At 41.0% G+C, this 16,973-nt stretch carries 17 protein-coding genes; 9 read left to right on the top strand and 8 right to left on the bottom strand.

Annotated elements, in window-relative coordinates:
* Positions 1-12: 12 nt before the first annotated feature.
* A complete protein-coding gene (eutC, locus tag EES38_RS00720) occupies positions 13-867 on the bottom strand; it encodes an ethanolamine ammonia-lyase subunit EutC (protein WP_124935254.1) in 855 nt (284 codons plus the stop codon).
* Positions 864-2,267 (bottom strand): ethanolamine ammonia-lyase subunit EutB, encoded by a 1,404-nt coding sequence (locus tag EES38_RS00715; RefSeq protein WP_124935253.1) that lies wholly within the window; start codon positions 2,265-2,267, stop codon positions 864-866. The genes eutC and EES38_RS00715 overlap by 4 nt, the downstream gene beginning before the upstream one ends.
* 173 nt (positions 2,268-2,440) lie before the next feature.
* On the opposite strand from EES38_RS00715, the gene EES38_RS00710 reads away from it, so the two are divergent.
* Positions 2,441-3,472: a helix-turn-helix domain-containing protein gene (locus EES38_RS00710; RefSeq protein ID WP_166434181.1), complete on the top strand. Its 1,032-nt coding sequence runs from the start codon at positions 2,441-2,443 to the stop codon at positions 3,470-3,472.
* A gap of 3 nt (positions 3,473-3,475) precedes the next feature.
* On the opposite strand, the gene elbB is transcribed toward EES38_RS00710, so the two are convergent.
* Complete coding sequence (elbB, locus tag EES38_RS00705; protein ID WP_124935251.1) at positions 3,476-4,129, bottom strand: isoprenoid biosynthesis glyoxalase ElbB; 654 nt, start codon at positions 4,127-4,129, stop codon at positions 3,476-3,478.
* A gap of 231 nt (positions 4,130-4,360) precedes the next feature.
* Complete coding sequence (locus tag EES38_RS00700) at positions 4,361-5,200, bottom strand: enoyl-CoA hydratase/isomerase family protein (RefSeq protein ID WP_124935250.1); 840 nt, start codon at positions 5,198-5,200, stop codon at positions 4,361-4,363.
* A gap of 286 nt (positions 5,201-5,486) precedes the next feature.
* Between EES38_RS00700 and EES38_RS00695 the strand changes: the two genes are divergently transcribed.
* A complete protein-coding gene (locus tag EES38_RS00695; RefSeq protein ID WP_124935249.1) occupies positions 5,487-5,834 on the top strand; it encodes a RidA family protein in 348 nt (115 codons plus the stop codon).
* A gap of 181 nt (positions 5,835-6,015) precedes the next feature.
* On the opposite strand, the gene EES38_RS00690 is transcribed toward EES38_RS00695, so the two are convergent.
* Positions 6,016-6,945, bottom strand: coding sequence for a LysR family transcriptional regulator (locus tag EES38_RS00690; protein ID WP_124935248.1), 930 nt, complete (start codon positions 6,943-6,945; stop codon positions 6,016-6,018).
* A 99-nt stretch (positions 6,946-7,044) separates the two neighbouring features.
* Here EES38_RS00690 and yjjG point away from each other — a divergent pair, with 99 nt between their 5' ends.
* Positions 7,045-7,719, top strand: coding sequence for a pyrimidine 5'-nucleotidase (gene yjjG, locus EES38_RS00685; protein WP_124935247.1), 675 nt, complete (start codon positions 7,045-7,047; stop codon positions 7,717-7,719).
* Between the two features lie 69 nt (positions 7,720-7,788).
* Positions 7,789-8,463, top strand: a complete 675-nt coding sequence (locus tag EES38_RS00680) for a GntR family transcriptional regulator (RefSeq protein WP_124935246.1) — start codon at positions 7,789-7,791, stop codon at positions 8,461-8,463.
* Positions 8,464-8,488: 25 nt separating this feature from the next.
* Here the strand turns inward: EES38_RS00680 and EES38_RS00675 are convergent, their stop codons facing one another.
* Both EES38_RS00675 and EES38_RS00670 read right to left on the bottom strand, forming a co-directional pair.
* Positions 8,489-9,265, bottom strand: a complete 777-nt coding sequence (locus tag EES38_RS00675) for a siderophore-interacting protein (RefSeq protein WP_124935245.1) — start codon at positions 9,263-9,265, stop codon at positions 8,489-8,491.
* Positions 9,266-9,331: 66 nt separating this feature from the next.
* A complete protein-coding gene (locus tag EES38_RS00670) occupies positions 9,332-10,009 on the bottom strand; it encodes a hypothetical protein (RefSeq protein WP_124935244.1) in 678 nt (225 codons plus the stop codon).
* A 266-nt stretch (positions 10,010-10,275) separates the two neighbouring features.
* Here EES38_RS00670 and EES38_RS00665 point away from each other — a divergent pair, with 266 nt between their 5' ends.
* From EES38_RS00665 to EES38_RS00645, 5 genes are all read left to right on the top strand, one after another.
* Positions 10,276-10,800 carry an NUDIX hydrolase gene (locus tag EES38_RS00665; protein WP_124935243.1) on the top strand — a complete coding sequence of 175 codons (525 nt, stop codon included), beginning with the start codon at positions 10,276-10,278 and terminating at the stop codon, positions 10,798-10,800.
* A gap of 61 nt (positions 10,801-10,861) precedes the next feature.
* Positions 10,862-12,667, top strand: a complete 1,806-nt coding sequence (locus EES38_RS00660; protein ID WP_243694143.1) for an extracellular solute-binding protein — start codon at positions 10,862-10,864, stop codon at positions 12,665-12,667.
* A 13-nt stretch (positions 12,668-12,680) separates the two neighbouring features.
* Entirely contained in the window at positions 12,681-13,766 is a 1,086-nt protein-coding gene (locus EES38_RS00655) for a microcin C ABC transporter permease YejB (RefSeq protein ID WP_124935822.1), read from the top strand.
* Positions 13,767-13,768: 2 nt separating this feature from the next.
* The gene (locus EES38_RS00650) at positions 13,769-14,800 is read left to right on the top strand and encodes an ABC transporter permease (RefSeq protein ID WP_124935242.1); all 1,032 of its coding nucleotides are present in this window, start codon (positions 13,769-13,771) and stop codon (positions 14,798-14,800) included.
* On the top strand, positions 14,800-16,386 hold the full coding sequence (locus EES38_RS00645; protein WP_124935241.1) for an ABC transporter ATP-binding protein: 1,587 nt from the start codon (positions 14,800-14,802) through the stop codon (positions 16,384-16,386). Before EES38_RS00650 ends, EES38_RS00645 begins: the two co-directional genes overlap by 1 nt.
* Here the strand turns inward: EES38_RS00645 and EES38_RS00640 are convergent, their stop codons facing one another.
* On the bottom strand, positions 16,387-16,965 hold the full coding sequence (locus EES38_RS00640; RefSeq protein WP_124935240.1) for a TetR/AcrR family transcriptional regulator: 579 nt from the start codon (positions 16,963-16,965) through the stop codon (positions 16,387-16,389).
* Positions 16,966-16,973: the final 8 nt, after the last annotated feature.

The following is a 16,973-nucleotide window of genomic DNA, read 5'->3' as shown; positions in this document are numbered from 1 at the left end:
AATATCCATATTTCATTTAGATGTGGTTAAACAAAATGTTTGTGAAGATGTATTTTCCAGCTGGATGTCATCTGAACGGTCTTTAAGACCAACCCCAGTGAGTTCCAGGCGATGCGATTCTGCTAGCAAGTAGAAACACTTGTGAACAGCATTTGGATATTTGAGCCCTTGTGGTCTCACATTAGAAATACAGTTACGTAATGACTCTTCAATACCTCTAACTGCTTTCCAAGTGATATACAAACCCATGCTATCCGGGGAACTAAGTCCGGGTCTTTCTCCAACTAATAGGATGACCTCTTTTGCATTTAGGGTTTCACAGACGTCGTCACCGACGGCTACTCGGCCCTGTTCCACGACAAAGATTGGGGCAATATTCCAATCTCGTTTTGGATCCTCATTAAGGGTTTTCACCATTAACTCAATGAACGGTTTAGCGTGATTTGAGATAGCGTATGATGAAAGTCCATCGGCTATCACGAACACGACATCGTATTGTGGTTGCGTATCGTCACGCATTTGTTGAACTTTATAAATTGATGCTTCGTCTAACTTGCGCCCCAAATCTGGGCGTTGTAGATACTCCATCCGATCTCGAGCCTCACTATGCAGTCTTACTATCGGTAATAATGGTTGAAGCAGCGTCGAGCTTGCGAATTGTTCGCTTAGATTTTCGAAATCCAGAGGAACATGCACGGCATCGATTGCCTGTGCATGGGAAAGCTGAAATTTCAAAAGCTCAGATGTAGGAATACTTGTTCCTACACGACCAATACCAATTCTTGCATCTGTGAATTGGCGTAACTTTGCCCATGGATCTTCATGAACAAGCTGTTTTTTTATTGGTGTGACGTTAGATGCGCTCATGACGCCTCCTGAATCTGTTTAAGTGGTAGTGCGAATGATTCAGGTAACTTGTCTGTCAACTGAGAATGTGTATCTTCTGGCGAGATTTTCATGTCTTTTAGCCACTGGTCGAATTCAGGTGCTGGACGGCTGCCCAAGACTTGACGAGCATACAATGCATCATGAAATGACGTTGTTTGGTAGTTCAACATGATGTCATCTGAACCAGGGATCCCCATGATGAACGTACAACCTGCAACACCGAGGAGCGTTAGCAGGTTATCCATATCATTTTGATCAGCATAGGCATGGTTTGTGTAGCAAATATCACATCCCATCGGCAGGCCAAGAAGTTTGCCGCAGAAGTGATCCTCTAAACCAGCACGCACGATTTGCTTACCATCGAACAGATATTCTGGGCCGATAAAGCCCACTACAGTATTAACGAGTAGAGGATTAAAATGTCGGGCAACTGCGTAAGCACGCGTTTCGCATGTTTGTTGGTCAATACCATGATGTCCATTTGCAGACAGAGCACTTCCTTGTCCGGTTTCAAAGTACATGACATTGTTACCCACGGTCCCTCTTTTCAGAGACAAGGCCGCGTCGTAACCCTCTTGAAGAATATTGAGATTGACACCAAATCCAGTATTTGTTGCTTCTGTGCCACCGATCGATTGAAAAACTAGGTCGACAGGTGCTCCTTTTTCTATGCATTCAATTGTGTTTGTTACGTGAGTCAACACGCATGATTGAGTAGGAATCTGGTAGTGTTGAATCACCTCATCCATTAATTTCATTAATTTTGTTGCTTGCGAAACGCTGTCTGTCGCCGGGTTGATACCGATGACAGCATCTCCATTACCGTACATTAGTCCATCGAACATTGATGCCGCGATACCATTGATATCATCAGTTGGATGATTCGGTTGCAAGCGCGTTGAAAGGTGTCCAGGTAAACCGATTGTGTTACGAAACTTGGTAACTACATGGCATTTCTTAGCAACCAGAATCAAATCTTGGTTACGCATTATTTTACTTACTGCTGCTACCATTTCCGGTGTGATACCGGGCCGAACACGAGCAAGCTCAACTGATGTAGTCGATTCTTGGAGTAGCCAGTTACGAAAGTCACCAACAGTTAAATGGCTTATTTCGCTGAATGCCAATTTGTCATGAGTGTCGATGATCAAACGAGTAATTTCATCTTTCTCATACGGGATCAAGACTTCGTTTAAAAAGGTTTTAAGTGGCGTTTCTGCCAATATCATTTGGGCAACAACACGTTCTTCGGCAGACTGAGCTGCTACTCCAGCAAGCTGATCTCCAGAGCGAAGAGGAGACGCTTTCGCCATTACTTCCGCAAGATTTTTAAAGTGGTATACTTGCGTGCCAAGTTGATATTGATAACTGGATGCCATAAACACCTCTTAATTGTGTAGGCTTAAAGTTTGCTTAGTGAACTAAACTTGTAAGAAGCGATTACTGTTCCAACGGTCTAACGGAATTGTGCAAATCGATAAATTTTATATTTATCAATGTTTTAATGTTCGTTTTAATTGGGTTTGCGCAAAAATGGGGAGCTGCGTTATTTATGAATTTTTCGCAATTGCATCATGAAGGAAATTCAAATGCACCAGTGAGGTGCAAGTTGGTCGCGTATGACGTCAACCAGCAGGCTGAGAGTTTAGTCCGTTGGGAACAACAGTATAATCAGCATAGTCAGGGCGCATTTACGGGTTATCTCGATGAGCTGAAGCTGGGAGGAATGCACCTTTTTGAAGAATTCACTAGCCAAACACTTTTACAACAATGCTGTGTTAATGAAGATAGTGTCTGGTTGGGTTTTTCCCTCCAACCACAAAGACCCAGAATTAACGGAAATGAAATTGGTGAAGGACAGCTGATGGTTCGTCCGTCTGGCGTCGAATTCGAGCTTCTTACACCGCAACAGTTCCATATTTTTGGCTTAGTCCTAAACAAACAAGCGATTGCTGAACAACTTCAAGGTTTGGATAAAGATCTCTGGTTAAAGGAGTCGGATAAACTGCTTGTGACTCGACCAAATAACTTTGTCGCCTATGAGTTGGCGAAGACAATTTCTTTAATGCTCAATGAACGCAGTCCGATTATTGAAGGTTTGACTGAGGAAGAGAAGAACCAAAGAATCGAGCGGATTCAACCGATAGTTGCTTCCAGAATTGCTGATCTTTTAGTTCAGACTGAAACTGGTATGAAAGAAATCAATGTCAACCGACCGGAGAAACGCAGAGTTATCGATCGCATTCGTGCTCACGTCGAACGTACCGGACGTTATCCATTAACCGTATCCGAGTTATGTGAAATTGCTTTTGTGAGTCGAAGAACCTTGCAATATAGCTTCGAGCACGAATTAGGGGTTTCGCCTATTCAGTACCTGAGAGACTGTAGACTCAATGAGATTCGTAGGATCTTAATTGAAAGTAACGAACTGATCGTTATTTCAGATTTGGCAATGGAATACGGGTTCTATCATATCAGCACATTTAATGAGCATTACAAAGTGCTATTTGGGGAAACGCCAACTCAAACAATGCAAAGAGCTGGCAATTATCATTTTGGCGTACTATCTACACCGATAAAGTGATTATTACTTAATCGATTTAATGAGAGCTTTGACCAGTTTATTAATTCCAGTAGCTGCTTCGCTTATTGATTTTGCTTCCATATAGGCAGGAGTAGAGTAAACATTGTAGTTCTCATCGTAGACAATATCTTCAACATTGCATTCTACATGTTCTCCTCCCATTGAGTTAAACGCTGCAGCAGTATCTGGATCGTATCCTATCGTCGCCTTTACGCCTTTAGCGTAGATCATCGGAATGATAGTCGGAGCGATACAGAGATACCCAGCAGGTTTTCCTGACTCAGCAAAACTCCTGCAAGCTGAGGCGACAAATGTATTGATACTGCACTCGGCACCATTAACTGCAAAATCCGTCAGGTTTTTTGCAACCCCAAAGCCTCCGGGTACGATTAAAGCGTCAAAATTAGATACTTCTAGATCAGCCAAATCAGAAATATTACCTCGAGCTATTCGAGCAGATTCGACCAATACGTTCCTCGTCTCGTCGGATATTTCTCCGGTTTTGTGGTTAATAACGTGTAATTGTTCAATATCGGGGGCAAAGCATTCCCATTGCGCATCATTTTGTTCAATAGCCAATAGGGTTAGTACGGCTTCATGAATTTCACTACCGTCGTAAACCCCGTTTCCGGCTAGGATAACCGCTATTTTCTTCATTATCTTCTCCTAGAGTTGAGTTGTTTTTCATTCGTAATCAATGCCAACAAAGCTGCAATGACTTGCCAACGATAGGGGGCAACAAAAGCGCCGAGTTTGAGAAGAATGCGCAGGTTTTTATTCTTAGATCTATTCATTTATGACTAGCGAATTTAGAGGGGAATGAAGAGCATATTAGGTGAGTTTTACCAAGCTAACCAGCTTAAAAATGATCCCTGGTTAGCGTTAGTGTTATTTTTCGGCTTGCATTCCCATGATTAAATTGTGCCAGTTACGTTGGTTATCCATATCAAATTGAGCTTCATTTTCATGCGCTTCTTGGAAGAGCTTAAGAGCTAAAGTTTGACTCATTGATTGATATAACCAATACGCTTCTTCACGGAGCGCTTCTTCGATCGGTTTATCTATAGATGCGTATACGGCTCTTTTACAGGCTTTAATAGAAGCTAATGGGAAGTGAGCGATTCGGTTTGCTAAGTTTTCGACAAATGCTCCGATTTCATTGGCATCAAGTGCTCTATTGATGGTGCCAATTCTTTCAGCTTCGTTCGCATCGAAGTCTTGTGCACCTAAAATAACCTCTAGTGCTCGCCCCAAGCCTGCTTGGCGTGCCATTCGAGATGCCCCGCCTCCACAAGGTAAAAGTCCCATAGCGACTTCCATTTGCATGAACTTCGCTTTACCTCTGGCAGCAAAACGCATATCACACGCTAGCATAAATTCATGTCCACCACCGCGAGCAAATCCTTCAATTTTAGCGATTGTGGCTTGTGGTAATTCGGAGATTCTTTGAATAATTCGTTGCAGGGGTAGTAGTTCAACGTCCTCTCTAGAGACAGCCTCTGTGGACATCTCTTTTAGGAAGGTTGTATCGGCATGAGCGATAAATATTTCTGGGTGTGCTGATTGAAATACAACGACTTTAATTGTCGAGGTTTGTTCTAAATATGCGGCGAGTGAATCCAAATCATCGAGGAGTTGTAAACTCAAAATATTAACGGGAGGATTATCGAAAGTGACCCAGGCGACGCCCTGCTGTTCTGATACTGAAAAAGTCTGATACATAGACATGAATGAACTCTCCAAATGTAATGAAATATTAGGGGGTTAAACAAAAAATTGACGGATAAAATTTTACATAACAAAGATGATTCATATTTGCGAAAGCGAACTAATAAACATGTTTGAAGAATGCATAATCTTATTGAATGCAAAAGAGAAATTAGCTCAACTTACTAAAAGACAAAATATGGGCAAGCTATGGTACTATTTTGCAACTTGGAACCAGCTACCGCGAATTCAAGGATGTGATTAGCTTTCCAAACTATTCCAATAAATTCAGCCCAAAGGAAAAATCATGACAATTGAAAGAATTGAGTCGACTGAACGCATGAGCCGTATTGTGAAGCACAACGGTACGATTTATTTATGTGGTCAAACTGCAGGTGATGCGGAGTGGGATATTACCGAGCAAACCCAACGCTGTTTAGATAAAATCGATGCCTTGTTAGAAAAGGCTGGCTCAAATAGAGATAAAATATTGTCTGTTACGATTTATCTTCGTGATATGAAAGATTTCGCTGCAATGAATGCAGTTTGGGATGCTTGGATTGAGAATAATGAAAAGCCAGCGCGTGCATGTGTTGAAGCAAGAATGGCTCGCGATGTTCTGCTAGTTGAGATGTCGGTTATTGCGGCTCAATAGCCCAGGTGAAGTTAAAACCACTGGTAATTTAAATGGATCTTGTAGAAAAAAGAAAGAGCCCTAGTTTATGTACAGCGTTAGTGTTAGCTGGTGGATATGCGAGAAGGTTTAAATCTGATAAGCGAATAGCGACTAGAGGGCGTGCACTAACAATAGTACAAAGATTACAGTTCGTTTAGCACTAATCAGAGTGCTGCTCACCTCGGTCCCAGTAGGGCAGAATTGGGTCAAATCGCTGTTGGACAAATTCAATAAAGGCTCGGACATGTGTCGGAACGTAGTGACGGTGGGGATACACTGCGTAAACAGCATGTTCAGGTAGTTGATATTGATTCATCAATGGTATCAGCTTCCCAGAGCGAATATCTGGCCCAACGATAAAAGTCGGTAACTGAGATATTCCAAGCCCCTCTATTGTTGCCTGACGAATTCCCTCACTATTATTTAGTCTTAAATTTCCTTTAGGAGGGACAGAGTATATTTGACCCTGGCGATTAAACTTCCATTCAGTCCCCCCCTGAAAGTAAGAGTAGACTAGGCAGTTATGCTCTTTTAGATCACTCGGAACAACTGGTTCGTTATGCTCTTGCAAATATTGAGGAGAGGCACATAAAACGCTTTTACATAGTGTGAGTTTCCTAGCAATTAGGTTTGAAGAGGGCAACTCTCCAATACGAATTGCTAGGTCATAGCCACTTTCTATTAGGTTGATCATCTTATCTTCGTATTGAATGTCGAGTTCAACCTCTGGATTGCGGGTTAAAAATTCGGTTAAAAACGGCGAAATATGACGTACACCGAAGGACATTGGGGTGGTTATGGAAAGTTTCCCTTTTGGCTTCGCCTGTAATTCTGTCACCGCATCGACGCCATCCAAAGTAAATTGGTAAGCTTTATTGATGTGAAAAAAGTAACGTTGCCCTGCCTCTGTTAAATTAATTTGCCTAGTGCTTCGATGAAATAGACGTACTCCCAATTCGTGTTCAAGTTGAGATATTCGTTTACTAACCGCAGATTTTGTAATGCCAAGGTGACTTGCGGCAGTTGAAATATTTCCGTGTTCCACAACGGCTATAAAAACAGGGATGGATGCAAAACGGTTGTTATTCATCAATTGTATCCTATAGGGAAACAAAGGGTTTACTTGGTCCCTAATTATCAATTATTAGAAAACACTATACAATGTTCATGTTTTAAAAGGAGACGATGTATGCAGTTAGACTGGTTAGTATTTGATGCCGATGAAACCCTTTTCCATTTTGATGCTTTTAATGGTTTGAAGCGCATGTTTTCTGGTTACGATGTCGATTTTAATAGGGCTGATTTTGAACAATATCAGTCGTGTAATCTTCCATTGTGGAAAGCGTATCAGAACAATGAAATTACCGCTGATGAGTTAAAGCATACTCGGTTCGAATCATGGGCTTCTCACCTTGGTGTTACAACCAAGCAACTTAACAGCCAGTTTCTTGAAAATATGGCTGACATATGTGCTTTACTTCCTGGTGTGGAATCTCTATTGCAGTCCCTTCATGGACATTACCGCCTCGCGATCATTACTAATGGCTTTGTTGATTTGCAGGAAGTTCGACTAAAGAAAGTGGGTATTTTTCATATGTTTGATCATCTGGTGGTCTCTGAAAAAGTCGGTGTTGCGAAGCCCCATAATGATATCTTTTTTCATACCCATCAACTAATGGGTATGCCTGACAAACAAAAAGTGATGATGATCGGAGATAATCTCCATTCAGATATTTTGGGCGGCTTAAAGTATGGCTTTAAAACATGTTGGTTAAACCGTACTAACGACAGTTTATCTGAAGGCATACAACCGGACTTCGAAATTAGCGAAATGAGCCAACTGATTAATGTTATTAACAGCTAGATGCTTTGTGTTTTAGTCATGTTACGTTAAAGTCTAAAGCTATTATTCGAGTCGTTAATCGGAAATTCGATGCAGTATATTCAAATAAAAGAGAGTATTGTCGAGCAGATAGAGCAGGGGTTATTGGTTCCAGGGCAAAAGCTACCATCTGAAAGGCAACTAGCGGAGTCGTTTTCTACTACTCGAGTGACGTTAAGAGAAGCTCTCTCAATTCTTGAAACGAATGGTTTGATATACAGAGAAGACCGACGTGGCTGGTTTATTGCTTTTCCCAGAATACGTATTCCGATGAATGACATTGTAGAGATAGCTTCCTTTGTTCCTGAAAATCGATTCTATGCCAATTCTGTTTTGTCCATACAAACGATTATGGCTACCAAAGAAATTAATGCGCTAATGGATCTACCGCCTTTTAGTAAAGTTCATATCGTACAGGTACTTCATGAGATAGACGCTCGCCCTGTGGCACTATCACGTTATTGGATGAAAGAAGCGCTTACTCCAAAACTACCACAAGCAGTAGAAGAGAGTGGGTGTGTGCTTAACGCTTTTCAGCCAATTCTTGCCTTACTGGATAAAACCTTTTCTGTGACTGTAAAAGGATTGGAAGGAGACGCGGCTCTCAAATTACGAGCAACTGAGGGCACGCCTGGTCTGCTGGTTAAAAGAACTTTTAGGCAAGATGATAAAGTAGAGTTTGTAGAAATAACGAGCTGGCGACATGATGCCATTGAACTATATTGAGCCCATATTCGGGCTCTAATCGCTTTTACTCGTTTTCTAAGTCGGCACGTTTGAGAACTTTATGCCCATCTTCTGAAACCCCATTTTTCCAATAACTACTAATATAGATATTGTCTTTTTCGACACCGCGTTCATTTCTGAAATACTTTCGCAGCGCTTTCATTGTATCAAATTCACAGGCACACCATACATCTACCTTGCCCTCGGGCCATTTTGCATTGACCACACTGTCGGCTAAATTCCCTGTATCCGACAGGATCCAATGAAGTTCCACATTCTCAGGCCTTTTTAGTTCCTGAATATCGTCTTGGTGTGCTACCTCAATAAAGATATGACCTTTCGTATCGGGAGATAAGCCTTTGAGAGTAACAGCGAGAGCTGGAAGTGACGTCATGTCAGCGACAAATATAGCAGCATCTCGATTAAACTTAGGATAATCACTTTTACCCGGACCGACCAAAGAAATCGTATCTCCAAGGACAACAGACTCAGCCCAACGGGATGCAAATCCACAACTCATATCGTCGGTAATGTGTCTGACAATATCAACCGTAATCTCACCCGTATCACTGTTGAGCTCACGTATGGTATAGGTGCGCATCAAGGGAGTTTCATTTTCGGATAGTGAAGAGATATCCGAGCTTCCTTCTTTAGTAAATAGAAACTTAAAATATCCGCCTACAGAGGAATCTGTAAACTGCTCAGTATTAGAAGAGCGTAGCGTTAGCCTTCTGATTGATGGAGAAATGTCGTTGATTGATGTCACAATTGCGATATAGGGGATGCGTTTTGGTTTTGCCATAACTTTCTTCTTATTTCTTTTAGTTTAGAATAACTATACATCAAAGATAGTGCGAAATACTCTCATTTACATTTGTTTACTTTGCAATGCTTTTTTTAGACCAAATTGGGTCAATACAGCGGATACAGTTATTAGAAAATAACATAATAATTCGACACTCTCTTCTGCCACATTTTTGACCGCTCTTTGATAATCCTGTCCCATAAGTTCTTGCCAAAAGCTCCCCATGCCATATAAACGCGAGAAAACAAGCAGAAACATAACCCCCACGATCAGAATTTTCATATCAGGATAGTTCAGTATGATGGCCATCTGCTTAATCGCATCAGCTCCCTCTTTACACGCATTATAAATGGCCGCAGCAGCGACAAATAATGCTGGATAAACCCATGAGCCGTGGTGGAGATAATCAAATAGAAAATCAAGCTCTCTTATGAACATCACCATAAAAAATCCGCTAATTAATAGGGCTGCTTGTTTGACTCTTGGATTCTCAATCGAAACTCGATAAAAAGCGATAGAACTAATGCCTAGTAGAATTTGTTGAACACATTCTGTGATTGATGTTTCGTTGATCACCGGACCAAATAGGTCAACGTCGAGGTGAATGCAAGCAATCGTCGCCAAACATATAAAAAGCATAACACCAGCATAGGAGAGGTTTTTTATAATAACGGATTTAGCTTGGTTGCTTATGTCGTTGACTTCAGTATTGTCTGAAGTGATGGAATGCCGATTTCCCATATTGAACCTCTTTGCAAGAAAATTGGATACTAAAAATAAAACAATCAATAAAAATTAGGTGTGATTTATATCACAAAATCAATAGCAATAAAACACTGTTCGATTGCTATTTGCAAGGAAAATGATAATTAACAGTATTAGTAGGTTGGATAATGAAAAAAGTTACATTGAACCTGATGGAGCATTCAATCGGAGTAATAGTGCACATTCATCACTAGAATATTGTGGTATTATCAATGTCTTAAACGGAAAAATGAATACGATTTATGAGACACCTAAGGACAGCAATTCACCCTGATCTCCATACGCTTTCTCAGTTTCAGTCAATTACTCGTCGAGCATCCAGAGCGATTGCGACAAGCGGCGAGAACATATTACTGATTTATACAGAAAAATATGACGACTATACTTTACCAGGTGGAGGGCTTGAGGAAGGCGAAGATCCGATCGCAGGGATGATACGTGAGCTGGAGGAAGAAACTGGCGCCAAGAATATTCGAAATATTGAAAATTTTGGTATCTATGAAGAGTTTCGTCCATGGTATAAGAGTGATGCTCAAGTTATGCACATGATTTCTTTTTGCTATATTTGTACAGTCGATGCTGAGTTAGGTGAAACACGTTTAGAACATTATGAGGTAGAGAATGGCTCTCGACCTGTATGGGTTAATGTACATCAAGCCATAGAACATAACGAAACGATCCTGTTACAAAGTCATCAAAAAGGATTGAGCATTGAGCGAGAAACGTTTCTCTTACGCTTGGTTGCTGATGAAATCATGGGTTATTAAAGCCAAGAGCAGTCTTGGCTTAAACTTTGTTTCGAATGAAAGGTTTATTATGAAAGGCAAGATGCCTACTATATTTTTTGTGCTCTGGGCGTGCCTTAGTTTTTCGACTTCAGCCAAAGTGATTGAGACCGATAGACTTGTTGGCTTTGGTGAGCCTAAATACCCATCAGATTTTTCACATTTCGACTACGTCAATCCGCAAGCACCTAAGTATGGAAAGGTAACGTATGGGCAGGTGGGAACATTTGATAATTTCAATCGATATGCTTCCAGGGGAGTAGCTGCAATCGCCTCTGGTAATCTTTACGACTCACTGATGTATTCACCAAGTGATGAAATAGATACATATTACCCACTAATCGCTCAAAAAGTCCGTTATTCAGATGACTATTCTTGGCTCGAACTCGATGTTAATCCGAATGCTAGGTTTCAAGACGGTGTACCGATAACTGCGGAAGACGTCGCATTTAGCTTTCACAAATTTATGACTGAAGGCGTTCCGCAGTATCGTGTTTACTACAAAGATGTTAAGTCATTTAAAGCACTTAATAATAAAACAGTGCGTATAGAAATGTCGGTGCCAAGTCGAGATAAATTATTCAGTCTGGCTGAAAACACGAAAGTATTACCCAAACATTTTTGGTATGACAAAGCTCTAAATGAGCCTTTGATGACTCCGCCTGTGGGAAGTGGTCCTTATAAGGTCCAAACATATAAAATGGGGCAAAGTATTACCTATGAACTCGATAGACATTATTGGGCGAAAGATCTGCCCGTTAACGTAGGGCGTCATAATTTTGTGCAGATCCAATACGATTATTATCGAGATGACACCGTGATGCTAGAGGCTTTTAAAGCTGGGGAGTTTGATTTAAGGCAGGAGACCTCAGCAAAGCTATGGGTAAATTCATATAAAGGGATCAATTTCGACAAAGGTTATATCGTCAAAGAAGTTATCCCTCATATGAATCCGGCCCCGGCACAAGGGTTTGTTTTTAACACTAAAACCACTATTTTTTCTAATCCAAAAGTTCGCGAAGCGCTGACCTATGCCTTAGATTTCCAGTGGATGAATAAGACCTTGTTTTATGATCAATATTCACGAACTCGGAGCTATTTTCAAAACACTGAATTTGAAGCTAAAGATATTCCATCGCAGGCTGAACTAAATATACTAAAACCGTTTTCCGAACAACTTCCGTCGAGAGTCTTTACAAGTGACTACGAACCGCCAGTCACTGATGGTAGTGGCTTTATTCGACCTCAACTAAGAAAAGCCTTTGCCCTACTCAAAGAAGCTGGATGGGAAGTTCGAAATCAGGTCATGACCAATGTATCCACCAATAAGCCATTTGTGTTTGAGCTATTGGCATACAGCCCGGTTACAGAGCGAATAGCCATACCACTACAAAGTAATTTGAAGCGACTTGGTATTACAATGAATATTCGTATGGTCGATACGACTCAATATATTAAACGCCTAAGAGACCGCGATTTTGATATGGTATCTTCACAGTTCGCAGCCAATGCTTATCCTAGTCCGGATCTTATGATTGTGTGGAATTCCCATTATCTTGATTCCACTTATAACACAGCTGGAGTAACCGATCCCGTCGTTGATTTTCTAACTGAACAGATTGTTAAGAATCAGGAGCATCCAGATAAACTCATTCCTCTGGGCAGAGCACTTGATAGAGTGTTGCAATGGGGATTTTACATGATTCCACAGTGGTATATTAGTGAATATCGCGTGGCTATGTGGGATAAATTTGAACGTCCGGATACTATGCCTAAGTACGATTTAGGACTAGATACATGGTGGATTTCTAAGGATAAAGCGATGAAACTCCCTATAAAAAGACAGTAAGAAGGGATAGATGATGACAGCATATATATTCCGACGACTACTTTTAGTTATCCCCACACTTTGGGCCATTATTACCATCAATTTTTTTGTTATTCAGATTGCTCCGGGCGGACCCGTTGAGCAAGCAATAGCGCAGATTGAAGGACACACTAGCGGTGTGATGGATCGTTTCTCTGGAGGTGGGACCGAAGTTAATTCAGCGTCGGTCAATGCGGCAAAATCAGATTATAAAGGGTCAAGAGGGCTTGATCCTGAAGTCGTGGCCGCAATTAAAAAGCAGTTCGGCTTTGATAAACCAATTTCTGAACGCTATTGGGACATGCTTAAAAACTATATCACTTTTAATTTTGGCGAAAGTCTCTTTAAGGGTGGAAACGTTATAGATTTGATTAAAGAAAGACTCCCGGTATCAATATCTCTGGGTCTGTGGAGTACATTGATTATTTATCTTGTATCCATTCCTCTTGGTATATCAAAAGCCATTCATCACGGTTCGCGTTTTGATATTTGGTCGAGCGCTATGGTTATCGTTGGGTATGCCATCCCAGGTTTTTTATTTGCGATTATTCTTATTATATTGTTCGCGAGTGGTAATTACTTCAGCTGGTTTCCTCTACGGGGTCTTGTCTCGGATAATTTCTCACAACTAACTTGGTATCAGCAAATAGGCGATTATTTTTGGCATTTAACGTTACCAATTTTAGCCATGGTGATTAGTGGCTTTGCGACATTGAGCATGCTGACTAAAAACTCATTTCTTGATGAAATTAATAAACAGTATGTTGTTACGGCCAGAGCGAAAGGATTAGATGAAGGGCGCATTCTGTACAAGCATGTGTTTCGTAATGCGATGTTGATTATTATTGCAGGGTTTCCGAGTGCGTTTATCAGTATTTTCTTTACCGGTTCGATGCTAATAGAAGTCATGTTTTCGTTGAATGGAATTGGGTTGCTGGGCTTTGAGTCAACAATACAGCGCGATTATCCAGTGGTTTTTAGTACGTTATATATTATGACTCTACTTGGTTTAATTTTAAGTATTATTTCGGATTTGACCTATACATGGGTCGATCCACGCATCGATTTTGAAGCGAGATAATTATGGCTGTCAACCCTATTCATTTAGAAAGATGGAGTCGGTTTAAATCGAATCGCCGAGGTTTTTGGTCGCTGTGGATTTTCCTCCTGATCTTCGTCGTCAGTTTGTTTGCAGAATTTATCGCAAATGACAAACCTTTACTCGTTTCCTACGATAATGCGTGGTATTTCCCGATATTTTCGTCTTACCCTGAAACACAATTTGGCGGAGAGTTTCTCACTGAAGCGGACTATACAGATCCTTTTGTTGAAAACCTTATCAGCGAACATGGATTTATGATTTGGCCGCTAATTCGATTTCATTACGACACCATTAATATGAATATTCCTGGTGGAGCCGTACCGTCTGAACCTGATTCTGTGAATTGGTTGGGAACGGATGATAAGGGGCGGGATGTTCTATCTCGGATTATTTACGGGTTTCGAATTTCGGTGTTATTTGGCTTTATTCTAACTATCGTCTCATCTATTGTCGGTGTTTTTGTCGGTGCTACACAAGGATATTATGGTGGTTGGATTGATTTATTGGGGCAAAGATTTATTGAAGTTTGGTCTGGGATGCCAACACTTTTTCTGCTTATTATTTTATCAAGCTTTGTTCAACCAAATTTCTGGTGGCTACTGGCAATAATGGTGTTATTTAGTTGGATGAGTCTTGTCGGCGTCGTTAGAGCTGAATTTCTGCGTGCGCGTAACTTTGATTATGTGAGAGCGGCTCATGCTTTAGGTGTCTCTGATGCCAGAATTATGCTTCGACATATGTTACCTAACGCTATGGTAGCCTCACTGACGATGATGCCTTTTATTTTATCAGGTTCAGTAACAACCCTCACTTCGCTGGATTTTCTTGGTTTTGGTTTGCCTGTTGGTTCTCCTTCATTAGGCGAGTTATTAGCTCAGGGCAAATCAAACTTACAAGCACCTTGGTTGGGTATTTCAGCATTCGTAGTTCTATCGCTCATGCTTACCTTGCTTGTTTTTGTTGGTGAAGCAGTAAGAGATGCTTTTGACCCTCATCAACATAGGAAAGCCTAATGACCAATCAAGTAATTAGAGTGGCCGATCTATCAGTAGGTTTTGTGCGTCAAGGAAATACCGAGAAGGTAACTGAAGGGGTAAGTTTCACTATTCACCGTGGTGAAACGCTAGCTCTCGTTGGGGAAAGTGGTTCAGGCAAGTCAGTGACCGCAAATGCCATATTGCGTTTATTACCGAAAGGCTCCTCTCAATATTTAAATGGCACAATAGACTTTAATGGTGTTGATACTTTGAGCTGTTCTGAGAGAGTCCTAAGAGGGATCCGGGGCGGAAAAATTGGCATGATCTTTCAGGAGCCAATGGTATCACTGAATCCACTTCATCGTATTGGTAGACAACTTACGGAAACTCTCGCTATTCATAGGGGCATGAGAACTAAGAAGGCTGAACAGTTATCCATAGAATGGATGAAAAAAGTGGGGATCAGGAACCCTGAGGCTAAGATTAACGCTTATCCTCATGAGCTGTCCGGTGGTGAAAGACAACGGGTCATGATAGCGATGGCACTGATCAATGAGCCTGAATTACTGATTGCGGACGAGCCAACAACGGCACTCGATGTGTCAGTACAAGCTCAGATTCTCGAACTCTTAAAGCAACTTCAACAAGAATTAGGTATGGCGATGCTGTTTATTACGCACGACCTAAGTATTGTAAAGCAAATCGCCGATAAAGTAGCGGTAATGAAGCAGGGAAAACTTATTGAACAGAACGAGACAGAAAAGTTATTTAGTGATCCTCAACACCCTTATACAAAGCTATTGATAGATTCTGATCCGAAAGGCAATCCGATTGAAGTCGACTCGTCTGCTAAGCCAATCATAGAGGTAGATAAGCTGAAAGTTTGGTTTCCGATTAGAGGTGGTTTTTTTAGAAAGACAATTGATTATGTTAAAGCGGTGACTGATATTAGTTTCTATATTCAGCGTGGACATAGTATCGGAATCGTTGGTGAAAGTGGATCGGGTAAATCTACTACAGCTATGGCAATCTTACGTTTGATCAGTTCTGAGGGGCGTATTCTATTTGAAAGGAAGGATATTCAAGGATTAGATAGAAAAGCGTTATTGCCATATCGAAACAAAATTCAGGTTGTATTTCAGGACCCTTTTTCAGCATTAAACCCAAGAATGTCTGTTGCTCAGGTCATTGGAGAAGGTTTAAAAGTGCACTCCGAATTAAACGAAGTGCAGATTGACGAAAAAATTTGCTTAGCGATGCGAGAGGTTGGGTTAGAGCCTGATTGGCGGTTTAGATATCCGAATGAATTTTCTGGCGGCCAACGGCAACGAATTGCGATAGCGAGAGCCTTGATATTGGAGCCAGAAGTGATATTACTTGATGAGCCGACGTCATCTCTGGATAGAACGATACAGGCGCAAGTCCTTACGCTTTTAAAGTCACTACAAAAGAAAAGAAATCTAACGTACTTGTTTATTAGCCATGATCTCAATGTCGTTCGATCACTATGCCACTATACGATAGTGATGAGAAATGGTGAGATTGTTGAGCAAGGGGAAACGGAAAGCGTATTTACTCATCCGAAAGATTCCTATACGCAAACATTAATCGCATTAGCTTAGCTACAGCGCTTTTATAATGGTTAGAATACTGGTTACTGAACTTTCAATGTCTTGATAGCGTTTTGCTTTGCTCATTACTCTCATTCCTTGCATTTGAACCAAAATTAATCGGGTTAGAGCATCAGAGGACACAGCCGAAGTGATCTCGCCCGCACGTTGGCCATTTTTTACAAGATGTTCTAACCTGCTGTAGATGGCATTAAAAAGTTGTTCGCCTTTATCTAAAACATGGACATCATGGCCTGCATGTTCAATGATCGCATTCTGAATAAGACAGCCATGACAGTTCAAACGTTGCCGCTCGGCGAAAAGTAGAAGAAATTTTTCTAATTCATTCAGCCCTCCGTTTTCATTATCGAGCAAAGAAAGATTTGGTAATGAAATTTTACTGAAATAATGATCCAAGGCTTCAGCGTAGAGGTGCTTTTTATCTCGAAAAGTATTGTACAAACTAAACCGGTTAATCCCTAAGCTGGATACAAGATCAGCAATAGAGGTGTTCGCATACCCTTTTTCCCAAAATAAGTTCATCGCTTGCTCAAGCTTTTCATTTCTGTCAAAAGAAACTGTTCTTGCCATAAAAATCA

This window comes from Vibrio viridaestus, assembly GCF_003856525.1.
GTDB classification, from domain to species: domain Bacteria; phylum Pseudomonadota; class Gammaproteobacteria; order Enterobacterales; family Vibrionaceae; genus Vibrio; species Vibrio viridaestus.
The sequence above is the reverse complement of the archived record's forward strand: the minus strand, read 5'-3'. Positions and strand labels throughout refer to the sequence as shown.

Bases quoted from the DNA above. Each gene is read 5' to 3' on its own strand.
- eutC (WP_124935254.1), bottom strand. From the start codon at position 867: ATGAGCGCATCTAACGTCACACCAATAAAAAAACAGCTTGTTCATGAA.
- EES38_RS00715 (WP_124935253.1), bottom strand. From the start codon at position 2,267: ATGGCATCCAGTTATCAATATCAACTTGGCACGCAAGTATACCACTTT.
- EES38_RS00710 (WP_166434181.1), top strand. From the start codon at position 2,441: ATGAATTTTTCGCAATTGCATCATGAAGGAAATTCAAATGCACCAGTG.
- elbB (WP_124935251.1), bottom strand. From the start codon at position 4,129: ATGAAGAAAATAGCGGTTATCCTAGCCGGAAACGGGGTTTACGACGGT.
- EES38_RS00700 (WP_124935250.1), bottom strand. From the start codon at position 5,200: ATGTCTATGTATCAGACTTTTTCAGTATCAGAACAGCAGGGCGTCGCC.
- EES38_RS00695 (WP_124935249.1), top strand. From the start codon at position 5,487: ATGACAATTGAAAGAATTGAGTCGACTGAACGCATGAGCCGTATTGTG.
- EES38_RS00690 (WP_124935248.1), bottom strand. From the start codon at position 6,945: ATGAATAACAACCGTTTTGCATCCATCCCTGTTTTTATAGCCGTTGTG.
- yjjG (WP_124935247.1), top strand. From the start codon at position 7,045: ATGCAGTTAGACTGGTTAGTATTTGATGCCGATGAAACCCTTTTCCAT.
- EES38_RS00680 (WP_124935246.1), top strand. From the start codon at position 7,789: ATGCAGTATATTCAAATAAAAGAGAGTATTGTCGAGCAGATAGAGCAG.
- EES38_RS00675 (WP_124935245.1), bottom strand. From the start codon at position 9,265: ATGGCAAAACCAAAACGCATCCCCTATATCGCAATTGTGACATCAATC.
- EES38_RS00670 (WP_124935244.1), bottom strand. From the start codon at position 10,009: ATGGGAAATCGGCATTCCATCACTTCAGACAATACTGAAGTCAACGAC.
- EES38_RS00665 (WP_124935243.1), top strand. From the start codon at position 10,276: ATGAGACACCTAAGGACAGCAATTCACCCTGATCTCCATACGCTTTCT.
- EES38_RS00660 (WP_243694143.1), top strand. From the start codon at position 10,862: ATGCCTACTATATTTTTTGTGCTCTGGGCGTGCCTTAGTTTTTCGACT.
- EES38_RS00655 (WP_124935822.1), top strand. From the start codon at position 12,681: ATGACAGCATATATATTCCGACGACTACTTTTAGTTATCCCCACACTT.
- EES38_RS00650 (WP_124935242.1), top strand. From the start codon at position 13,769: ATGGCTGTCAACCCTATTCATTTAGAAAGATGGAGTCGGTTTAAATCG.
- EES38_RS00645 (WP_124935241.1), top strand. From the start codon at position 14,800: ATGACCAATCAAGTAATTAGAGTGGCCGATCTATCAGTAGGTTTTGTG.
- EES38_RS00640 (WP_124935240.1), bottom strand. From the start codon at position 16,965: ATGGCAAGAACAGTTTCTTTTGACAGAAATGAAAAGCTTGAGCAAGCG.